The organism is Streptacidiphilus sp. MAP12-16 (assembly GCF_041262165.1).
Classification (GTDB): Bacteria; Actinomycetota; Actinomycetes; order Streptomycetales; family Streptomycetaceae; genus Streptacidiphilus.
Window position 1 is genome coordinate 88,606 of sequence record NZ_JBGCBY010000011.1, and the last position, 19,933, is coordinate 108,538.

A 19,933-nucleotide genomic window follows, 5' to 3' on the forward strand; every position below is an offset into this window, starting at 1 on the left:
CGGTGCGGGCACTGCGCCGTACCCGCCCGGGGCGGGCGGCTGGCTGGGCGCTGGTGGCTTCGGTGGCCAGCTGTTCGGCGCCGGGCGGGTACGACGGTGCCCTCGATGGGCTTCCGCGTCTCGGGGACGGCCTTGTCGAGCTTGACCGGCTGCGGATGCCCGTTGATTGCAGGTGTGCTGTCGGTGATCGTCATCATCGAGTCCTGACCTGAGTCGTGGGGTGGGCGGCGCGCCACCAGAGGGCGCCGAGCAGGAGCAGCAGGAGTGCGGCCGGCGTGGTAGCCACCCACGGCACGACAGCCGCGGTGACCGGCACCAGGAGGTGCCGCAGGTTGTAGGCCAGGACGAGCAGCAGGCCGAGGATGACGACGGTCGACGGGCGGGTGACGGGGCGGACGGTCATGGCGGTGCCTCCTTGAAGGAGTTGAGGGGCGACCCGGAATGGGGCCTGGTCGCTGGCGCTGTCGGCGGGGCGTGGTACCCATGGGCCGCATGAATACTGATCACGCCCGCCCTGAGGATCTGGCGACTCTTCGGGAAGCGTTGGAGACGGATGCGCCGCTTGGCTGGGACGCCGTCCGCGCGTTCGAGGCGGAACACGGAATCGTCGTGCCCGAGCCCTATCGGACCTTCGTGGCGGAGATCGGCGACGGCGCCAGCTCGGGGCCTCCCCACTACGGGCTCATTCCGCTGACGGATCAGCCCGGCGACTGGGGCAACTACCGCCCGGTCCGCGAGCTGGCAAAGCCCTTCCCGCTGACCGAGGAGCTGCTGTGGGTGGACGACCCCCGCCCGGACTCCGAATTGGATCTGGTCCTGGCCCCCGTCTTCGACCACGGCTCGATCCTGCTGGGCACCGATGGGTGCGGCATGTACTGGCACCTGATCGTCACCGGACCCTCCCGCGGGCACATCTGGCTCATCGACGAAAACGGCGCCCTTCCCTTTGGGACCGAATTCGGTCTCACCAGCGGCGAATCGGGATTCACCGGCTGGGTCCGGCACTGGGCTGACGGCAAGGATTGGTTCGACACGGAGTGACATGACGCTCGCCTCCTCACGGCTCGGACTGAGTCTCAGGCGGCGGTGACGCGGTTGAGGGTCCGGATGACCGAGGACTCTTTGGTCTCCGGCCCGAGGGCTGTCCGGACAGCTGCGAGGACGGTGTCCTTGTCGCGCACGCCGAGGACGACCAGGCCGCGCACGAGCTCGGTGATCGAGGCCTCCGACCTGCTGTCCTGCGTGTCCTGGCCTTGTCCGGACACCTCGCGAACCACGTCCGTCGTGACGGTGATGCCGACCCGGGCTAGCTGGGCGACGACCTCCTCGGCGGTGGCGTCGGGCATTGTGTCGACGGCGGCGCGGACAGCGGCGTGGGCTTGTCCGGCGCTGTCCTCGGCGGTGGTGATGACCGGGATCGCGTGTCCGGCGAGGGCTTCGCGGGCGCGGGCGAGCTGCCGGTTCACGGTGACCATGGCGAGTTCCGCGCCGGCCTCGGCGGAGTATTGGTTGACCCACATCTGGGTGCGGTCATCCAGCGGCTTGGAGTTGTGGTGCAGCACCAGGGCCCACACGACCTTCGCCAGGCCGGAGATGACGCCGCCGATCAGCCCGGCCGCGAGGGATCCGGTCAGCGAGCCGTGGACGGCGACCGCGGTCATGGCGATGGCCAGAGCGACGTACCCGACGCGGCGCGGCAGCCGGGCCTTGGCCGTGTTGTAGCGGGACAGCCACTCGACGGCCAGGGCCACGATCCAGGTGGCGTCGAACACGATCGCCGCGGTGTAGGCGATGACCGGCGGCACGGCGATGGTGAGCAGGGCGCCGACGCTGGCCGTCGACCAGATGATCGAGGCCAAGATCACCAGGACCGCGGTCCCGGAGACCCCGGACAAGACGATGCGGTCCCAGTCGATCGGCGTCACGGGGACCTGGACCCGGTCGGTGGTGGGGACCATGCGGGTGATGCCGTTGATGGTGTGCGGGACGTCGCGGGTGATGGTGCGGATACGGGTCTTCACAGGGGTGTCCGTTCTCGGGAAGGCGGGGGCGGTGGCCTCGGCAGCGGACTGCTGGCCTTCCGCCCCCGTGGGCGGATGCGGCGTCAGAACTTGCAGGTGGCGTACACGCGCACGAGCTGGCCGTCTCGGCGGCACGGGCGCGGCGCCGTGGCGGTGACTTCGCTGAACGCCTGCTGCAGGCGGATCAGGGCGAGCTGGACCTCGGCCGGGGTGCCGATCAGGCGGATCCGCATCACCGGTCACCGCCGTCCAGCGGCATCGGATAGGGGAGGTGCGCGGGGTATCCGGTCGGGCGCCTTGCCTCAGCCGCGGCGGCGCGGAGCTCCTCGACCTCGACCGCGAAGGAGCGCAGGAACGCGGCATGCCGTTCCAGGCCGTCCGCCAGGGCCCGCAGCTGATCCGGCGTCAAAACGGGAGTTGACGGAGCGCCGGGCACGCAAGGGCGGCCGGCCTCCAGGTCGCACGTCCTGACGACCCGACAACACTCCGGCGATTCCATGATCGCCTAGCGTTCGAGCGAGCAGCGAGCGAGCAGAGGCCGGATTCAGGCTCACGCCGGACAGCGAAAGGCCCAGTTCAAGGGCGCTGAACTGGGCTTTGGCTGAGTGGGGCGGGTGGGACTCGAACCCACGACCAAGGGATTATGAGTCCCCTGCTCTAACCGGCTGAGCTACCGCCCCAGGTCAGTCGTGCCGCACTGATGGTCACGCTGATCGTTCCTACCGATCGTCGTACATCAGGACGAGCGGCCCACGTGTGGACCGCTCGCCGCAGCATAGCTGGTGAGACGCGTGGCCCGCGCGTGGGGTTCCCTCAACTGGATCTTTCCCCGGCGGTGGCCGGAGTACTGCTCGGGACGGGTACTCCCGTCTCGCGCGGCAGGGGCAGGCGTATGGACGGCGGGGTCACCGCGGCCCGGCGTCTGCGGATCACCCGGACCAGGGCGACGGCGAGCAGCAGCACGCCGAAGGCCACATAGGGCGACCCCAAGGGCTGCTGCCAGGCGTGCAGCCGGAGCGAGGGGCCCTCGGACTCCGGCGTGAGCCACATGGTGTATCCGAGGAAGGTCACCAACGCGGCAGCGAGCAGCAGCCGCCAGCGCAGGTGGCGGAGTGCCTCGGGCCGGGACCGCTCCGTGGCGGCCTCGGCGGCGAGCAGGACGAGCAGGGGGACGCACCACACCCAGTGGTGGGTCCAGCTGATCGGCGAGATGAGCAGAGCGGTGACGGCGGCGCAGGTGACGCCCCACGCCTCGGCGTGGGGGACGTAGCGGCTGCTGCGAGCGGTGTGGGCGGCGATCGTGAGCCCGGCCACCGCGGTGACGGCGGCGGTGGCGACCCAGAGCAGCCCGGGGTCCGGCTGGTGCAGCAAGCGCGCGAGCGCCCCGCGCAGCGACTGGTTGTCGGTGATCTGGGTCAGCCCGACCCGGCGGGAGTCGTAGAGGTAGTGCGTCCAGAAGCTCCAGGACGCGTGGGGCAGGGCGATCCAGCCGAGCAGTGCGGTACCCAGGAAGCCGGCGAAGGAGACCATCGCCGCGCGTGGGCGGCCGGTCAACAGCAGGTAGACGCCGAAGAGGCCGGGGGTGAGCTTGAGCCCGGCGGCGATGCCGATCAGCAGTCCCTTGCTGCGCGCATGGTCGGGTCGGGTGAGGTCGGCCAGCACCAGGCAGGCGATGAGGAGGTTGATCTGCCCGTACTGGAGCGTGGTCCACACGGGTTCGAGCCATACGCCGGCGCCGACGAAGGCGACGACGGCGAGCGGCCGGGACGGTCTTCGCGGCCAGTCCACGAGCCGGAAGGAGAGCGCCGCCAGCAGCCCCAGCAGACCCAGGTTCGCTCCGGTGACCAGGATGCGCAGCACCCCGAGCGGGATGTAGCTGGTGGGAACGAACATCATGGCTGCGAAGGGCGGGTAGGTCGCGGAGAGCTTGAAGCCCGGCACGATCATCGCGTAGAGGTCCTGGCCGTGGCGGACAGTGTCGCCCTCCGCCCGGTAGACGATCATGTCGACCATGGTGGCGTGGCCCAGGTACCGGACAACCTCGTAGAGCAGCAGGGAGATCAGGGCGCAGCCGACGACCAGAGCGGACTTCCGGGACGGTGCGACGCGCCGGCCTCGGGCGGTTCCCGGTGGCTCCTCCGCTCGTAGGTCCTCGGTGGTGCTGCTGCGTCGACTGCTGTCTACCGCCACTTCCCCCGCCTCTGCCCGATCGGCCCCCCGGCCCGTCACCCCGAAGAGCCTAGCGGGGGGCTCGGACAGGAACGCCCCCCGAGCGGAGGAGCCGCGTCATCCTCTGGGACCACGGCCGGGCGGACGACCCGCTTGATCAGCGCCTTTGTGCCTCAGGGCCGCTGTGCGCCGTCGACGACGCGCTGCAGCAGGTCACGCAGCTGGCCGCGCTCGTCGGGGGCGAGCGCGGCCAGCGGGGCGCGGGCGAAGTGCAGCGACTCCCGGAGCTCCTCGGACGCCACGCGTCCGGCGTCGGTGGCCGCGACCCGCTTGATCCGGCGGTCGGCAGGGTCGGGCTGGCGCTCGACCAGGCCGCGGATCTCCAGGCGGTCGACGATGCCGGTGATGTTGGAGGGCTCGCAGCTGAGCGTCTGCGCGATCTGGCGCATCGGCATCGGACCGCGGCGCAGCAGGGCCAGGACTTTGGCCTGTGCGCCGGTGAGCGAGCGGGCGGCGGCGGCCTCCTCGTACTCCTTGTGGAACAGGGAGACCATGGTGGCCATCAGATCGACCACCTCAAGGGTGAGCGGGTCCTGCGGTTGCGACATGAACTCAGGGTAGCTGAACATTTGACATGGTGAACCTTTTGGCTGCAGAGTTGCTTGATGTCATCAATGAACGAGAATCTAAAGGAAAACGACATGGCTGAGCAGACCCTGCCCGCGACCGGCCGCGAATGGCACCTGGCGGCGCGGCCGAACGGCTGGCCGGTACCCGAGGACTTCGCTCTGGTCGAGGCCCCGGTACAGGCCCCGGGTGCGGGTCAGATCGTGGTCCGCAACGAGTTCCTCTCGGTCGACCCCTACATGCGCGGCCGGATGAACGACGTCAAGTCGTACGTACCGCCGTTCCGGCTGGGCGCGGTCATGGACGGCGGCGCGGTCGGCCGGGTCGTCGCCTCCGAGGCCGAGGGCTTCGCCGTCGGTGACGCGGTGCTGCACGGGCTCGGCTGGCGCGAGTACGCCACCCTGGACGCCGCCAAGTCGGTCAAGGTCGACGCCTCGCTGCCGCTGCAGTCCTACCTCGGCGTGCTCGGCATGACCGGGCTCACCGCCTACGCGGGCCTGCTCGAGGTCGGCGGCTTCAAGCCCGGTGACGCGGTGTTCGTCTCCGGTGCGGCGGGTGCGGTCGGCAGCATGGTCGGCCAGATCGCCAAGCTGCGCGGCGCCTCCCTGGTCGTCGGCAGCGCGGGCTCGGACGAGAAGGTCCGCCGGCTGACCGAGGACTTCGGCTTCGACGCCGCGTTCGACTACAAGAACGGTCCGGTCGCCGAGCAGCTGGCCAAGGTCGCCCCCGAGGGCATCGACATCTACTTCGACAACGTCGGCGGCGAGCACCTGGAGGCGGCCATCGGCGCGCTGAAGCTCAAGGGCCGTGCGGTGCTCTGCGGCGCCATCGCGCAGTACAACGACACCAACCCGCCGATCGGACCCCGCAACCTGGCGCTGGCGATCGGCAAGCGGCTGCGCCTGGAGGGCATGCTGGTCGGGGACCACTACGGCCTGCAGCCGCAGTTCGTCGCCGAGGTCGGCGAGTGGCTGCGTGAGGGAAAGCTGGTCGTCGAGGACACCGTGGTCGACGGCTTCGAGAACACCGCGGACGCCTTCCTGGGCATGCTTCACGGCGCCAACACCGGCAAGATGCTGGTCCGCCTGAACGGCTGACACCGCCGGACCGTACCGGGCTGCCGTCACCAATGGGTGGCGGCAGCCCAGCGGTGTCGCATGGCCTCGCGTTTACTTCTGCGCAATCTCTTGACGCTACCCACATGTGAGCGTTAACAATTGTCCCGCAGACACGTTGGGGGTCGGAATGCGGGACCTGCCCGCCGCCCGCGTCCGCACCCTGTCGTCTTCGCCGGCCCTGCGCCGCACACCTGGCATGCCCGCGACCGTGCCACGCCCGACCGTCGATACCGCGTACCTCCGGAGAACATATTGTGAGCGTTAACATCGAGCCGTTCAACGTCACAGCGGTCGAGACTCCCGTCACCGTGGGCATTGACTTCGGCACTCTCTCCGGTCGCGCCGTCGTGGTCTCGGTCGCGGACGGCACCCAGCTCGCCGAGGCCGTGCACGAGTACCGCCACGCCGTCCTGGACCGGACGCTTCCCGACGGGACGACCGAGCTCGCCCCGGACTGGGCTCTTCAGGTCCCGGACGACTGGCGGGACGTGCTGCGCAACGCCGTCCCCAAGGCCCTCGCTCTGGCCGGGGTCACCCCCGACCAGGTCATCGGGATCGGCACCGACTTCACCGCCTGCACCGTGCTCCCCACCACCGCCGAAGGCGTGCCGCTGTGCGAACTGCCCGGTCTCGCCGGCCGGCCGCACGCCTACCCCAAGCTGTGGCGGCACCACGCCGCCCAGCCCCAGGCCGACCGGATCAACGCCCTCGCCGCCGACCTCGGCGAGCCCTGGCTCGCCCGCTACGGCGGCAAGATCTCCAGCGAGTGGGAGTACGCCAAGGCGCTCCAACTCCTGGAGGAGGACCCGGAACTGTACGCCGCGGCCGACCGGTGGATCGAGGCTGCCGACTGGATCGTCTGGGAGCTGACCGGCGCCGAGAGCCGCAACCTGTGCACCGCCGGCTACAAGGGCATCCACCAGGACGGCGCCCGGCCCGGCCGGGAGTACCTGGCCGCACTCAACCCCGGCTTCGCCGACTTCACCGCGAAGCTCGACCACCCGCTGTCGCCACTCGGCGCACAGGCGGGCACCCTGACTGCCCGAGCGGCGGCCATGACCGGGATCATTGAGGGGACCCCGGTCAGCGTGGGAAATGTCGACGCCCACGTCACCAACGCCGCCGCTCGGGCCCTCGACCCCGGGCACATGCTCGCGATCATGGGCACCAGCACCTGTCACATCCTCAACTCCGACGTGCTCGCCGAGGTCCCCGGGATGTGCGGGGTGGTCCGCGACGGGGTCGTCCCCGGGCTGTGGGGCTACGAGGCCGGACAGAGCGGCGTCGGCGACATCTTCGCCTGGGCCGCCCGCGTCGCCGCGCCCGAGTCCTACGCGGAGGAGGCCCGGACCCGCGGCCTCTCGCTGCACGAACTGCTCACCGAGAAGGCCGCCGAACAGCCGGTGGGCGGGCACGGCCTGGTCGCCCTCGACTGGCACAGCGGCAACCGCTCCACACTGGTCGACCACCATCTGTCCGGACTGGTGCTGGGCCTCACCCTGGACACCAGGCCCGAGGAGATCTACCGGGCACTGCTGGAGGCCACCGCCTTCGGTACCCGGGTCATCGTCGAGGCGTTCGAACAGGGGGGCGTGCCGGTCGGCGAGTTCACCGTGGCCGGCGGACTGCCCAAGAACCGGTTCCTGATGCAGATCTACAGCGACGTGCTGCGCCGCCCCATCAACGTCATCGGGTCCGAGCAGGGCCCCGCGCTCGGCTCGGCGATCCACGCCGCCGTCGCCGCGGGCGCATACCCCGACATCCGCACCGCCTCCACGGCCATGGGCCGGATCAACCTCGCCGTGCACACCCCGGACCACGACCGTGCGGACGTCTACGACCGACTCTTCGCCGAGTACCGCGAGCTGCACGACCACTTCGGGCGCGGCGGCAGCGACGCGATGCACCGCCTGCGCGCCCTGCGCGACGCCGCACTCACCGACCGTACGGAGGACGACCAGTGACGACGACCGAGCGGGCCGCGCTCGACCGGCTCAAGGCGGAGGTGTGCGCGCTGCACGCCGAGCTGCTGCGCTGGGGGCTGGTCGCCTGGACCAGCGGCAACGTCAGCGCCCGGGTCCCCGGCAGCGAGCTGATGGTGATCAAGCCGAGCGGTGTCTCCTACGAGGAGCTGACGCCGGATCTGATGATCGTGTGCGACCTCGACGGCAAGGTCCTCGAAGGCGAGCTGTCCCCGTCCAGCGACACCGCCGCCCACGCCTACGTCTACCGGCACCGCGCCGACGTCGGCGGCGTGGTGCACACCCACTCCCCGTACGCCACCGCCTGGGCGGCGGCGGGGGAGCCGATCCCCTGCGCGATCACCGCGATGGGTGACGAATTCGGTGACGACATACCGATCGGACCGTTCGCGCTGATCGGCGACGACTCCATCGGCCAGGGCATCGTCGGCACTCTCGACGGACACCGCTCGCCCGCCGTGCTGATGCGCGGCCACGGCGTCTTCACCATCGGCGCAAGCGCCAAGGCGGCGGTGAAGGCGGCGGTGATGTGCGAGGACGTGGCCCGCACCGTCCACCTGGCCCGGCAGCTCGGACAGGTCCAGCGCCTGCAGCAGCAGCACATCGACCAGCTCTACGACCGCTACCAGAACGTCTACGGACAGGCCGCGCCCACCGCCGGCCCCGAAGGAGCCCGAGCATGACCGCAGTGGAAGCCCGCGAGATCTGGTTCCTCACCGGGAGCCAGGGGCTGTACGGCGAGGACACCCTGCGCCAGGTCGCCGACCAGTCCCGCGAGATCGCCGACGCCCTGGGCGACGGACTGCCGCTGCGGCTGGTGTGGAAGCCGGTGCTCACCGATGCGTCCGCGATCCGCCGGATCATGCTGGAGGCCAACAACGCGGACGGCTGCGTGGGCGTCATCGCCTGGATGCACACGTTCTCACCGGCCAAGATGTGGATATCGGGCCTCGACACGCTGCGCAAGCCGCTGCTGCACCTGCACACCCAGGTCAACCGCGAACTGCCGTGGTCCACGATCGACATGGACTTCATGAACCTGAACCAGGCCGCTCACGGCGACCGGGAGTTCGGTTACGTCCAGGCCCGGCTCGGGGTGCCGCGCAAGACCGTCGCCGGCCACGTCAGCGACCCCAGCGTCAGCGCCCGGATCGGCAGTTGGGCCCGCGCCGCGATCGGCCGCGCCGAGTTGGCGGGCCTGCGCCTGGCCCGCTTCGGCGACAACATGCGGGACGTCGCCGTCACCGAGGGCGACAAGGTCGAGGCCCAGCTGCGCTTCGGCGTCTCGGTCAACACCTACGGCGTCAACGACCTGGTCGCGCTGGTCGACTCGGCCGCCGACGCAGCCGTGACCGAACTGGTCAAGGAGTACGAGGACGTCTACCGCGTCGCCCCCGAACTCCGCGCCGGCGGCGAGCGGCACGAGTCCCTGCGCTACGCCGCCCGCATCGAACTCGGCCTGCGCGGCTTCCTCGCCGACGGCGGCTTCGGCGCCTTCACCACCAACTTCGAGGATCTGGGCGGCCTGCGCCAGCTCCCCGGGCTGGCCGTGCAGCGACTGATGGGCGACGGGTACGGCTTCGGCGGCGAGGGCGACTGGAAGACCTCGGCGCTGCTGCGCACCCTCAAGTCCATGTCCGGCGGCCTGCCCGGCGGCACCTCCTTCATGGAGGACTACACCTACGACCTGACGCCAGGTCAGGAACTGATCCTCGGCGCCCACATGCTCGAGGTCTGCCCCAGCATCGCGGTCCGGACACCCACCGTGGAGATCCACCCGCTCGGCATCGGCGGCCGGGAGGACCCGGTCCGCCTGGTCTTCGACGCCGCTCCGGGACCGGCCGTGGTGGTGGGCCTCTCCGACCTCGGCGACCGCTTCCGCCTGGTCGCCAACGAGATCGACACCGTGGCCCCGCCCGAGCCGCTGCCGAAGCTGCCGGTCGCCCGCGCGGTCTGGCGGCCCCGCCCTGACCTGCGCACCTCCACCGAGGCATGGCTCACCGCAGGCGGCCCGCACCACACCGTCTACTCCAGCGCCCTCGGCGCCGAGGAGCTCGCCGACTTCGCCGAGATGACCGGCACCGAGCTCCTGCTCGTCGACGCGGATACCACCATGCGGCAGTTCACCAGGGAGCTCCGCTGGAACCAGGCCTACCACCGCCTCGCCAAGGGGTTCTGACCACCACCTCCCACCCCGCCGCGCCTCCCGCCCCGCCGCACCACCCACCCGCCACCCCCGCTGACGGCCGCCTGGCATTGCACCTGCCCGGCCGTCCCCTGGAACGTCCTCCGGCCGGCGGCTACCCGCTGACGTCCGTCGAAGGACAGGGGGCGCGGGGGACGAGTCCCCGCGCCCCACCCAGCTCTGTCCCGCCCCGTCACGGTGTCCAAAACGTGATATGCGCAACCCGTTGACGGCCCATTATGTGAGCGTTAACAATGCAGTGTCGGAAACGGCGGTGAAATACATGCCGTACCTTTCAAGACTGTCCGCCGTCCATCTCACCCGCACCGGAACGAGGAGCCATGGGAGCAGGAAGCGCCGTCAGTGGGCGGCAGCCCGTCATGGCGGACGTGGCACGGCTCGCCGGCGTCTCGCACCAGACCGTGTCCCGGGTGCTCAATGACAATCCGCACGTCAAGGAGGAGACCAGGGACCGGGTGCTGTCCGCGATCCGAGAGCTGGACTACCGTCCCAACTCGGCCGCACGCACGCTGGTCACCCGCCGGTCGCAGACCCTGGGCGTGGTCAGTTTCGACACCACGCTCTACGGCCCTGCCTCGATGCTCTACGGGATCGAGCAGGCCGCCCGCAGCGCGGGCTACTTCGTCAGCATCGCGAGCCTGCGCTCGCTCGACGGCCGCTCGGTGCAGGAGGCGGTGGACCGGCTGCGGGACCAGGCGGTCGAGGGCGTCCTGGTGATCGCGCCGCAGACCTCGGCCGTGGGTGCGCTGGCGCAGGTCAAGAGTGTGGTGCCGGTGGTGGCGGTGGGCTCCGGGACACAGGCCAGGGTGCCGGGGGCCGCGGTGGACAACGAGGCGGGGGCCAGGGCCGCGACCCAGTACCTGCTGGACCTCGGCCACCGCACGGTCCACCATGTCGCGGGGCCGACCAGCTGGCTGGACGCGCAGGCGCGGCAGGCGGGTTGGCGGGCGGTGCTGGAGGACGCGGGGGCGCCCGTGCCCGAGGTCGTGGGCGGAGACTGGAGCGCCAGGTCGGGTTACGAGGCAGGGCTGGGACTGCTGGACAACCCGCAGGTCACCGCCATTTTCTGTGCGAACGACCATATGGCGTTGGGGGTGTTGCGGGCGCTGAACGAGGCGGGCCGCGCCATTCCCGGTGACATCAGTGTGGTCGGTTTCGACGACATTCCGGAGGCGTCGTACTTCACGCCGCCACTCACCACCGTGCGCCAGGACTTCGGCGAGCTCGGCCGCCGCGGGCTGGAGCTGCTGGTGGCGCAGCTGGAGGGCGGCCGCAGCCCCCGCGACCGGGTGCTGGTCGCGCCGGAGCTGGTGCTGCGCGGGAGTACCGCCGCCACGGCGGCGGTACCCGGCGCCAGCTGAACAACCCCCACAGGACCGTCGGCCGTCCGGCCGGCGCGCATGTTCGCATGCGGCCAATTGTTAGCGCAAACATCCACGGTGGCGTCACTTCCCGTTCCCGACGCCCTGCCTGACGTACCAGGAAACCAACCGAGAGGACCACCACCATGCAGTCCGCGCTCTCTTCCGGTACCACCAGAAGCAAGAAGCTCGGCGTCATCGCCACCGCCCTGCTGCTCGCACTGGGTGCCGCTGCCTGCAGCAAGACCGGTGCCGCCGGTAGCACCACGTCCGCGGCCCCCGCCTCGGGCGACGCGTCGAGCAGCGCTCCGGCCGTCACCCTCCAGGGTGACATCACCTTCAACGACGCCAACCTCGCCAAGCTCGACGCGGCGCTCAAGGCGGCCCTCGCGGGCAAGGACCTCTCCAAGATCAACGAGGCGATGGTCGTCAACGTCGCCGTCGACTACTGGAACGCGGGCAAGATCGGCTTCAACAAGGGGCTGAGCGACCTCGGCATCAAGGGGACCTTCCAGGCCCCGGCGAACGGGCGTCTCGACCAGCAGCTGTCGATCATCCAGACGCTGCGCGGCCAGGGCATCACCGGCCTGAGCGTCTCCGCCATCGACCCCACCGCGATCAAGGCGCCGATCGCCGCCGCCAACTCGGCCGGCATACCCGTCCTCGCGATCGACTCCCCGCTGCCCGCCGACGACGGTTCCGACCTCTACCTCGGCACTCTCAACGAGCAGATGGGCGAGAAGGCCGGTGCGGCGATGAAGCAGGCACTGAACAACCAGGGCTCGGTGGTGATCCTCACCGGTTCGCTGACCGCGTCCAACTCGCTGGAGCGCATCGCGGGCTTCAAGAAGGCGCTCGAGGGGTCCAACATCAAGATCACTCAGACCCTGAACGACGGGACGGACGCCTCCAAGGCGCTGTCCAACGCCTCGACTTCGTTCCAGACCGACCCCACCGTCAAGGGCCTGTACGGGGTGTACTCCTACGACGGTCCGGCCGCCGGCCAGGCCGTCCAGTCGGCGGGCAAGACCGGCTCGATCAAGGTGATCTCCTCCGACAGCGACGCGCAGACGCTCAAGTTCATCCAGAGCGGCGTCATCCAGGCCACCGTGCTGCAGCAGCCGTACCAGCAGGGCTACACCGGTGCGTACCTGCTCGCGGCCTTCAAGGTGCTGGGCAAGGACGCCACCCTGGCGATCGTCAAGCCCTACCTGGAGAGCGACGGCACCACCCTCAGCTCCGGCGTCGGCCTGGTGACCCAGGGCAACATCAGCGACTACCAGTCGATGCTGACGAAGCTCGGCATCGGGTGATCATGAGCGCCACGGAGACGACCTCCCCCGGCGCGGTGGCGGACATCGCCGTGTCGCTGAGCGGAGTGAGCAAGAGCTACGGACCGGTCAAGGTTCTGGACATTCCGGAACTGGAGTTGAGGCGCGGTCAGATCGTCGGCGTGGTAGGTGAGAACGGTGCCGGGAAGTCCACCCTGATGGGAGTTCTCTCCGGCACCGTCACCGCCACCACCGGCACCATCCTCATCGACGGCGAGGAACTGCACGGTGGTCGGCCCGACCACGCGCAGGCCCTCGGCGTGAGCCTGGTCGCGCAGGAGTTCCCGCTGGTGGGACAGCTGAGCGTGGCCGAGAACCTGCTGCTGGGCCGGCACCCCGAGAGCAACGCCGGCCGCCGGTTCGGACACTGGCTGTTCGACCGGGCCGGTACCCGCCGGGAGGCGCAGGCGCTGCTCGCGGACGTCGGCGTGGAGCAGGTCGACGTCGACCGTCCGGTGGAGCGCCTGCCGGTGCCCGTCCGGCAGATGATCGAGATCGCCAAGGCCTGGGGTCACCACCCGCTGGTGCTGATCCTGGACGAGCCGACCTCGTCCCTCGGCCCGGTGGAGGCGGACCGGGTCCTGGCCCTGGCCCGGCGCCATGCCGAGGCCGGAGGAGCGGTGCTGTTCATCGGACACCGTCTCGACGAGGTGCGGTCGCTGGCCGACCGGGTGATCGTGCTGCGCGGCGGCCGGCTGGTCGCGGACCTGACGCCGGAGCAGGCCAGCGAGGAGCGGCTGATCCGGGAGATGGTCGGCAGCGAGCTGGCCCGTGCCGACGTCAGCCCGCCGCCGTCGGTGGAGCAGCAGGTCGTGCTCCGGGTGAGCGGCCTGACGGCGGACGGTCTGGGCCCGGTGGAACTGGAGGTGCGGGCCGGGGAGATCCTCGGCGTTGCCGGGCTGATGGGCTCGGGGCGCAGCCGCCTGCTGCACACCATCATGGGAGCCCAGCCCCGCACCGGCGGCACGGTCACCTACCAGGGTGCGGACTTCCACCCGCGCCATCCCGCCGAGGCGGTGGAGGCCGGGGTGGGGCTGGTGCCCGAGGACCGCAAGGAGCAGTCGCTGATCCTGGGCGCATCGGTGCGCTGGAACATCACGCTGGCCACGCTGCGCCGGATCAGCCGCCGCGGCGTGCTCACCCCGAAGGCGGACCGGGAGCACGCGGGGCGGCTGGTGAAGGAGCTGGGGGTGCGGCTGCACACCCCCGAGCAGCCGGTGGGCGACCTGTCCGGCGGCAACCAGCAGAAGGTCGTCTTCGGCCGGTGGCTGGCGACCAAGCCGGGACTGCTGCTGCTCGACGAGCCGACCCGCGGCGTGGACGTGGGCGCGAAGGCGGAGATCTACGGCCTGATCGACGAGGCCGCGAAGGAGGGTCTCGCGGTGATCGCGGCCTCCTCGGAGCTGGAGGAGCTGCTGTGGATCTGCCATCGGATCGTGGTGATGGCGCACGGGCGGGTGGTCGCGGACATCCCGAGGGAGCGGTTCAGCAAGGAGCTGATCATGACCGCCGCAGCCGGGACACAGGTCGGGACACCGAACCGAGCACAGACGGAAACGCCGAAGGAGGCGATCGCATGACCACCGACACCGTTCCGGCGAAGGCGGAGGAGCAAGAGAGCGGTAGGCAGGGATCCACCCTGCTGCGGCGACTGGTCGAGACGCCCGAGGTAGGCGTGGTCGTGGCCTGCGTGGTGGTCTTCGTCGCTCTGGCGCTGGACAAGTCGACCTTCGCCAGTGCGGTCAACCTGCAGGGGATGGGTTTCGACCTGGCCCAGTACGGGCTGATCGCGATCGGTGAGTCACTGGTGATCCTGACCGGCGGCATCGACCTGTCGGTGGGCGCCCTGCTGGGCACCAGCGTGATCCTGGCGTCCTGGTTCAACGTCAAGGCCGGACTGCCGGCCGGGGTGGCGATCCTGTTCACGCTGGCGATCACCGGCACCGTGGGCCTGATCCACGGCCTGGCCGTGACCCGGCTGAAGATGCCGCCCTTCGTGACGACTCTGGTGACCTACACGGTCGCGCAGGGCGTGACGCTGGCCATCACCTCCGGCACGTCGATCCCGGGGATCTCCGGCTTCTTCGGCGACCTGGGGCAGAGCTACCTCGCCCAGATACCGGTGCCGCTCGTGCTGTTCGCGGTGGTCGCGGTCGGCGCCTGGTTCTTCCTGGAACGGACCTACCAGGGCCGTCAGGTGTATGCGGTGGGCGGCAACAGCGAGGCGGCCCGGCTGGCCGGCATCCGGGGCAACCGGCGGGTGGTGGCGATGTACGTCACCAGTTCGCTGCTCTCCGGGCTCGGCGGGATCCTGGTGCTCGGCCGGATGGGCGTGGGTTCCGCGAGCGGCGTGGGCGTCGGCTGGGAGCTGTCGGCGATTGCCGCGGCCGTCATCGGCGGGGTGAGCCTGATGGGCGGGCAGGGACGGATCCTCGGCATCGTCGCGGGCGCGGTGCTGCTGGAGCTCATCAACAACGGACTGACCACCCTTCAGATCAACTCCGACTACACCCAGATCGTGCTGGGCGCGGTGCTCGGCATCGCGATCACCGCAGACCGCCTGCGGGCGCGGAGGCTCGCGCGCCGCAGGTGACCCAGGGGGGACGCGTCGCCGGGCAGGGCTCACCGCCCTGACCGCGCCTGCCCGGCGACGACTCCCCCTGGGAGGGTCCTGAAGATCCAGGCCGGGCTCGCGTCGCCCTGCGCCGCTCCCCGATCCGGCCTGGATCTTCAGCACCCTCCCAGGCGGCGCGGCGGACGACATCAGCACGACGCACAACAGCTGCGCCCCAGCACAGCGCCACAGCACCAGCACCACAGCACCGTGACTGTTCGGGACACAACGTCAGCTGAGAGGTGTCATGTATAGATCATTCTGGAGCCGGGGCCGGCGGCTCTCCGCCGCCCTCGCCGCCTCGGCGGCCCTGCTCGCCGGTGGCCTCACCACCCTGGCCACCGCGACACCGGCCGCCGCCGCGCCGACCCTGGCCGGTCACTGGGCTCTCGACGAGGGCAGCGGCAGCAGCGCGGCCGACTCGTCGGGCATCGGGCACACCGGCACCGTCGGCGCGGGAGCGAGCTGGACCGCCGGCCAGGTGGGCGCCCACGCGCTCACCCTGAACGGCACGTCGAGCGGCAACGTCGACGTCCCCGGGCCAGTCGTGGACACCTCGCAGAGCTTCAGCGTCTCGGCCTGGGTGAAACTCAACTCCACCTCGGGATACCAGACCGCGGTCAGCATCGACGGTGCCAACGTCAGTGGATTCTTCCTGCAACTACGCGGAGACACCGGCGAGTTCGCCTTCACCCGGCTCTCCTCGGACAGCACCGGCGCGGCCACCTCGGCGATCGCCACCGCCGGCGCCGCGCCCGTCACCGGCACCTGGTACCACCTTGTCGGCGTGGACGACGAGAGCACCGGCAAGCTGCACCTCTACGTCGACGGCCAGCCGCAGACCGACGCCGCGTACACCGGCGGCGGCTGGAAGGCCACCGGGCACACCCTGATCGGCCGCGGGTTGTTCGGCGGCAACCCGGTGGACTTCGTCAACGGGTCCGTCGACGATGTCCAGGTCTACCAGGGGGCACTGACAGGTGCTCAGGCCCAGGCGATCAACACCTCCGCCCACTGGGCCCTGGACGAGGGCAGCGGCGCCACGGCCGCCGACGCCACCGGCAACGGCCACACCGCCGCCCTCGGCAGCGGCGCGACCTGGGCCACCCCCGGCCGGATCGGCGCGCACGCGCTGACCCTGGACGGCACCGCGAACGGCACCGCCCTCGCCACCGGCCCGGTCGTCGACACCAGCCACTCCTTCTCCGTCGCCGCCTGGGTGAAGCCGACGGCGGTCAGCGGCTTCCAGACCGCGGTCAGCGTCGACGGCGCCAACGTCAGCGGCTACTACCTGCAACTGCGCGGGGACACCGGCAGGTTCGCCTTCACCAGGCTGGCCGCCGACTCCGTCGCGGCGGCGGTCTCCACCGTCCCGGCGACGGCCGCGCCCACCGCCGGGCAGTGGTACCACCTGGTCGGCGTGGACGACGTCGCCGCAGGCAGGCTGTCGCTGTACGTCAACGGGGTGCTCCAGGGCTCCGCGCCCTACACCGGCAACTGGCAGGCCACCGGTGACACGGCGATCGGCCGCGGCCGCTACAACAGCGCTCCCGCCGACTTCTTCGGCGGCGGCGTGGACGACGTCCAGGTGTTTGACCACGCGTTGAGCGCCGACGAGGTGCAGGGCGTCGTCGGTACGGCCGGCGGCGTGCTCTCGGTGGACGCGGCCACCCCCGCCCACACCCTCCCCTCCACCTTCTTCGGCGTCATGACCGAGGACATCAACCACTCGGGGGAGGGCGGCCTGTACCCCGAGCTGATCCAGAACCGCTCGATGATGGCCAGTGCGAGCAGCCCGGTGGACTGGTCGCCGGTGGGCGCCTCCGCCATCGCGCTCGACAGCGCCAACCCGTTGAACACCGCACTCACCCGCTCGCTGGCGGTGTCCCTGACCACGGCCACCAGGTCCAGCCGGGCCGGGGTCGCCAACTCCGGCTTCTGGGGCATCCCGGTCGGCGCGAACCGCAGCTACACCGCGAGCTTCTTCGCCAAGGCGACCAAGGGCTTCACCGGCCCGTTGACGGTCGACGTCGAGGGCGCCGACGGCACCGTCTACGCCAAGGGCACGGTCACCGGCCTCGGGACGGCCTGGAAGCAGCACACGCTCACGCTCAGGACCGGAAGCAGCGCCCCCACCACCGCCGCCGCCCGCTTCGTCATCTCGGCGAAGTCCGGCAGCGGGGCCACCCTGTGGCTGGACAACGTCTCGCTCTTCCCGCCGACCTACAAGAACGTCAAGAACGGGCTGCGCACCGACCTGATGACCAAGCTGGCCGGTCTCAAGCCCTCGTTCATCCGCGAGCCCGGCGGGAACTACCTGGAGGGCAACACCCTGGCCACCCGTTTCGACTGGAAGACCACCATCGGCCCGGTCTGGACCCGTCCCGGCCACCAGGACGACGCCTGGGGCTACTGGTCCACCGACGGCATGGGCCTGCTGGAGTACCTGGAGTGGGCCGAGAGCCTGGGCGCCCAGCCGCTGCTCGCGGTGTACGCGGGCTACAACCTGAACGGCAGTCATGTCGCCCTCGACCAGCTGGGCCCCTACGTCCAGGACGCCCTGGACGAGATCCAGTACGCCACCGGATCGACCAGCACGGTGTGGGGCGCCAAGCGTGCGGCCGACGGGCATCCCAAGCCGTTCACGGTCGGCTACGTGGAGGTCGGCAACGAGGACTTCTTCGACGGCTCCGGCAGCTACGACGGCAACAACGGGCGCTTCGCCCAGTTCTACGACGCGATCAAGAAGGCGTACCCATCGATCAAGGTGATCGCCACCACCGGCGTCACCGCCCGCACCCCCGACGTGGTGGACCAGCACTACTACCAGTCCCCGGCCTGGATGAACGCGCACGCCAACCTGTTCGACTCGGCCTCCCGCAGCGGTCCGAAGATCATGGTGGGGGAGTGGGCCTCGCAGGAGGGCCGGCCGACGCCCGACCTCAACGCCGCCCTCGGCGACGCCTCCTGGCTCACCGGCCTGGAACGCAACTCCGACGTGATCACCCAGGAGGCGTACGCGCCGCTGCTCGCCAACGTCAACAGCGTGCAGTGGAACACCAACCTGATCGGCTTCGACGCCCTGACCAGCTACGGCTCGCCGAGTTACTACGCGCAGTCGATGCTGGCCCAGCAGCACGGAGACCAGGTGCTCACGGCCTCCTACGCGGGAGTCGGCGGTCTCAACACCGTGGTCACCAGGAACTCGGCCAACGGGCGGATCTACGTCACCGTGGTCAACCCGGGCGGCAGCGCGCAACCGGTCACGGTGAACCTGTCCGGCGCCGGGACGGTTCGCTCCAGCGGGACGCAGACGGTGCTCAGTTCGGCCCATCCGACCGATACCAACACCATCAGCGATCCGGCCAACGTCGTGCCGGTCACCAGTCCGGTCACCGGTCTGGCGGCGACCTTCACGCGGACCTTCCCCGCCTACTCCGTCACGGTGTTGACGATCGGTTAGAGCGATGAACTGATCGACCGATGAGCACGCGCATTCCACTCGTCAGGGGTGGGATGCGCGTGCTTTCGGGTGGTTCCGAGGGACCGTCACCCACGGGGGGCTGGCGCGCGGTACCGTTTCCTCAGCTTTCCGATGCGTGCGTCAACTCTCGTCGGATTGACTCAAGTCGGGCTGACTCCGGCCACGGTGAGTGAGTTTCTGTCCGTTTTGTTTAGTCTTTTGGCTGCGTAGTGTTTACAGAAAGTCATGTCGGGTAGTCATTCCGCTGTGACGTGCTGACATCAGGAGCATGCAGACGTGGCAACGAGGCCGCTGGGGAAGGCGCCCCTCGCACCACACTGGAGGTCCTGGTGACGACTCGTGGAGTTCTCTACCTGCACTCCGCGCCGCGCGCGCTCTGCCCGCATGTGGAGTGGGCCGCGGCCGGCGTGCTCGGCGTGCGGGTCAGCCTCGACTGGATCCGCCAGCCCGTCTCGCCCGGCACCTGGCGTGCCGAGTTCTCCTGGCAGGGGGAGCCCGGTACCGCCTCCCGCCTTGCCTCCGCGCTGCGCGGCTGGCAGCTGCTGCGCTTCGAGGTGACCGCCGAGCCCTGCGCGGGCGTCGAGGGCGAGCGCTACAGCAGTACACCTGACCTGGGCATCTTCCATGCCATGACCGGAATGCACGGGGACATCCTGATCCCCGAGGACCGGCTTCGCGCCGCGCTGCTGCGCGCCCGGATGGGCGAGGGCGATCTGGAGGCCGAGGTCTCCCGACTACTGGGCAAGCCCTGGGACGACGAGCTCGAACCCTTCCGTCACGCGGGTGAAGGAGCCCCCGTGCGCTGGCTGCACCAGGTCGTCTGAGGGTCGTCCGAGGGCCGTCCGAAGCTCGCTCCGGTCGCTGCAGCCGTCGGAAGCCGTCACCAGCCGTCCGAATCCGTCCGGGTCGGGGCGCTTTCACACTGTTTCGCGCCGTGCGCGGGGGCCGCGATCCACGGGATCGCAGTGCGGGTCAGATGTCCGGGTATATCCACATCATGGGAACCGCCGCCGGCCCCGA

The 19,933-nt window shown here is 70.3% G+C and carries 17 protein-coding genes and 1 tRNA gene; 11 read left to right on the forward strand and 7 right to left on the reverse strand.

Annotated elements, in window-relative coordinates:
- Window positions 1-193: 193 nt before the first annotated feature.
- Complete coding sequence (locus ABIA33_RS16800) at window positions 194-403, reverse strand: hypothetical protein (RefSeq protein WP_370082229.1); 210 nt, start codon at window positions 401-403, stop codon at window positions 194-196.
- Window positions 404-492: 89 nt separating this feature from the next.
- Between ABIA33_RS16800 and ABIA33_RS16805 the strand changes: the two genes are divergently transcribed.
- Window positions 493-1,041 carry an SMI1/KNR4 family protein gene (locus ABIA33_RS16805; protein ID WP_370082501.1) on the forward strand — a complete coding sequence of 183 codons (549 nt, stop codon included), beginning with the start codon at window positions 493-495 and terminating at the stop codon, window positions 1,039-1,041.
- Window positions 1,042-1,076: 35 nt separating this feature from the next.
- Here the strand turns inward: ABIA33_RS16805 and ABIA33_RS16810 are convergent, their stop codons facing one another.
- The 6 genes from ABIA33_RS16810 to ABIA33_RS16835 all read right to left on the reverse strand — a co-directional run bounded on the left by ABIA33_RS16810 (window position 1,077) and on the right by ABIA33_RS16835 (window position 4,798).
- A complete protein-coding gene (locus ABIA33_RS16810) occupies window positions 1,077-2,021 on the reverse strand; it encodes a protein transporter Sec31 (protein WP_370082231.1) in 945 nt (314 codons plus the stop codon).
- Between the two features lie 83 nt (window positions 2,022-2,104).
- Window positions 2,105-2,254 (reverse strand): hypothetical protein, encoded by a 150-nt coding sequence (locus ABIA33_RS16815; RefSeq protein WP_370082233.1) that lies wholly within the window; start codon window positions 2,252-2,254, stop codon window positions 2,105-2,107.
- Complete coding sequence (locus ABIA33_RS16820) at window positions 2,254-2,430, reverse strand: hypothetical protein (RefSeq protein ID WP_370082235.1); 177 nt, start codon at window positions 2,428-2,430, stop codon at window positions 2,254-2,256. The genes ABIA33_RS16815 and ABIA33_RS16820 overlap by 1 nt, the downstream gene beginning before the upstream one ends.
- A gap of 197 nt (window positions 2,431-2,627) precedes the next feature.
- A tRNA-Ile gene (locus ABIA33_RS16825) sits at window positions 2,628-2,701 on the reverse strand.
- A gap of 133 nt (window positions 2,702-2,834) precedes the next feature.
- The gene (locus ABIA33_RS16830) at window positions 2,835-4,211 is read right to left on the reverse strand and encodes a glycosyltransferase 87 family protein (protein WP_370082237.1); all 1,377 of its coding nucleotides are present in this window, start codon (window positions 4,209-4,211) and stop codon (window positions 2,835-2,837) included.
- Window positions 4,212-4,363: 152 nt separating this feature from the next.
- A complete protein-coding gene (locus ABIA33_RS16835; RefSeq protein WP_370082239.1) occupies window positions 4,364-4,798 on the reverse strand; it encodes a MarR family winged helix-turn-helix transcriptional regulator in 435 nt (144 codons plus the stop codon).
- 93 nt (window positions 4,799-4,891) lie between these two features.
- On the opposite strand from ABIA33_RS16835, the gene ABIA33_RS16840 reads away from it, so the two are divergent.
- The 10 genes from ABIA33_RS16840 (at window position 4,892) to ABIA33_RS16885 (ending at window position 19,737) form a co-directional block, all read left to right on the forward strand.
- Window positions 4,892-5,914 carry an NADP-dependent oxidoreductase gene (locus ABIA33_RS16840; protein ID WP_370082241.1) on the forward strand — a complete coding sequence of 341 codons (1,023 nt, stop codon included), beginning with the start codon at window positions 4,892-4,894 and terminating at the stop codon, window positions 5,912-5,914.
- A 275-nt stretch (window positions 5,915-6,189) separates the two neighbouring features.
- Window positions 6,190-7,899 (forward strand): ribulokinase, encoded by a 1,710-nt coding sequence (gene araB / locus ABIA33_RS16845; protein WP_370082243.1) that lies wholly within the window; start codon window positions 6,190-6,192, stop codon window positions 7,897-7,899.
- Window positions 7,896-8,600 (forward strand): L-ribulose-5-phosphate 4-epimerase, encoded by a 705-nt coding sequence (locus ABIA33_RS16850; protein ID WP_370082245.1) that lies wholly within the window; start codon window positions 7,896-7,898, stop codon window positions 8,598-8,600. The genes araB and ABIA33_RS16850 overlap by 4 nt, the downstream gene beginning before the upstream one ends.
- Entirely contained in the window at window positions 8,597-10,096 is a 1,500-nt protein-coding gene (araA, locus tag ABIA33_RS16855; RefSeq protein ID WP_370082247.1) for an L-arabinose isomerase, read from the forward strand. Before ABIA33_RS16850 ends, araA begins: the two co-directional genes overlap by 4 nt.
- 347 nt (window positions 10,097-10,443) lie before the next feature.
- Complete coding sequence (locus ABIA33_RS16860) at window positions 10,444-11,484, forward strand: LacI family DNA-binding transcriptional regulator (protein WP_370082249.1); 1,041 nt, start codon at window positions 10,444-10,446, stop codon at window positions 11,482-11,484.
- Between the two features lie 146 nt (window positions 11,485-11,630).
- Window positions 11,631-12,797 carry a substrate-binding domain-containing protein gene (locus ABIA33_RS16865; protein WP_370082251.1) on the forward strand — a complete coding sequence of 389 codons (1,167 nt, stop codon included), beginning with the start codon at window positions 11,631-11,633 and terminating at the stop codon, window positions 12,795-12,797.
- Window positions 12,798-12,799: 2 nt separating this feature from the next.
- On the forward strand, window positions 12,800-14,395 hold the full coding sequence (locus tag ABIA33_RS16870) for a sugar ABC transporter ATP-binding protein (RefSeq protein ID WP_370082253.1): 1,596 nt from the start codon (window positions 12,800-12,802) through the stop codon (window positions 14,393-14,395).
- Window positions 14,392-15,408 (forward strand): ABC transporter permease, encoded by a 1,017-nt coding sequence (locus ABIA33_RS16875; RefSeq protein ID WP_370082255.1) that lies wholly within the window; start codon window positions 14,392-14,394, stop codon window positions 15,406-15,408. Before ABIA33_RS16870 ends, ABIA33_RS16875 begins: the two co-directional genes overlap by 4 nt.
- 268 nt (window positions 15,409-15,676) lie before the next feature.
- Entirely contained in the window at window positions 15,677-18,892 is a 3,216-nt protein-coding gene (locus tag ABIA33_RS16880; protein ID WP_370082257.1) for a LamG-like jellyroll fold domain-containing protein, read from the forward strand.
- Between the two features lie 350 nt (window positions 18,893-19,242).
- Window positions 19,243-19,737 carry a DUF3145 domain-containing protein gene (locus ABIA33_RS16885; RefSeq protein WP_370082258.1) on the forward strand — a complete coding sequence of 165 codons (495 nt, stop codon included), beginning with the start codon at window positions 19,243-19,245 and terminating at the stop codon, window positions 19,735-19,737.
- Window positions 19,738-19,933 lie beyond the last annotated feature (196 nt).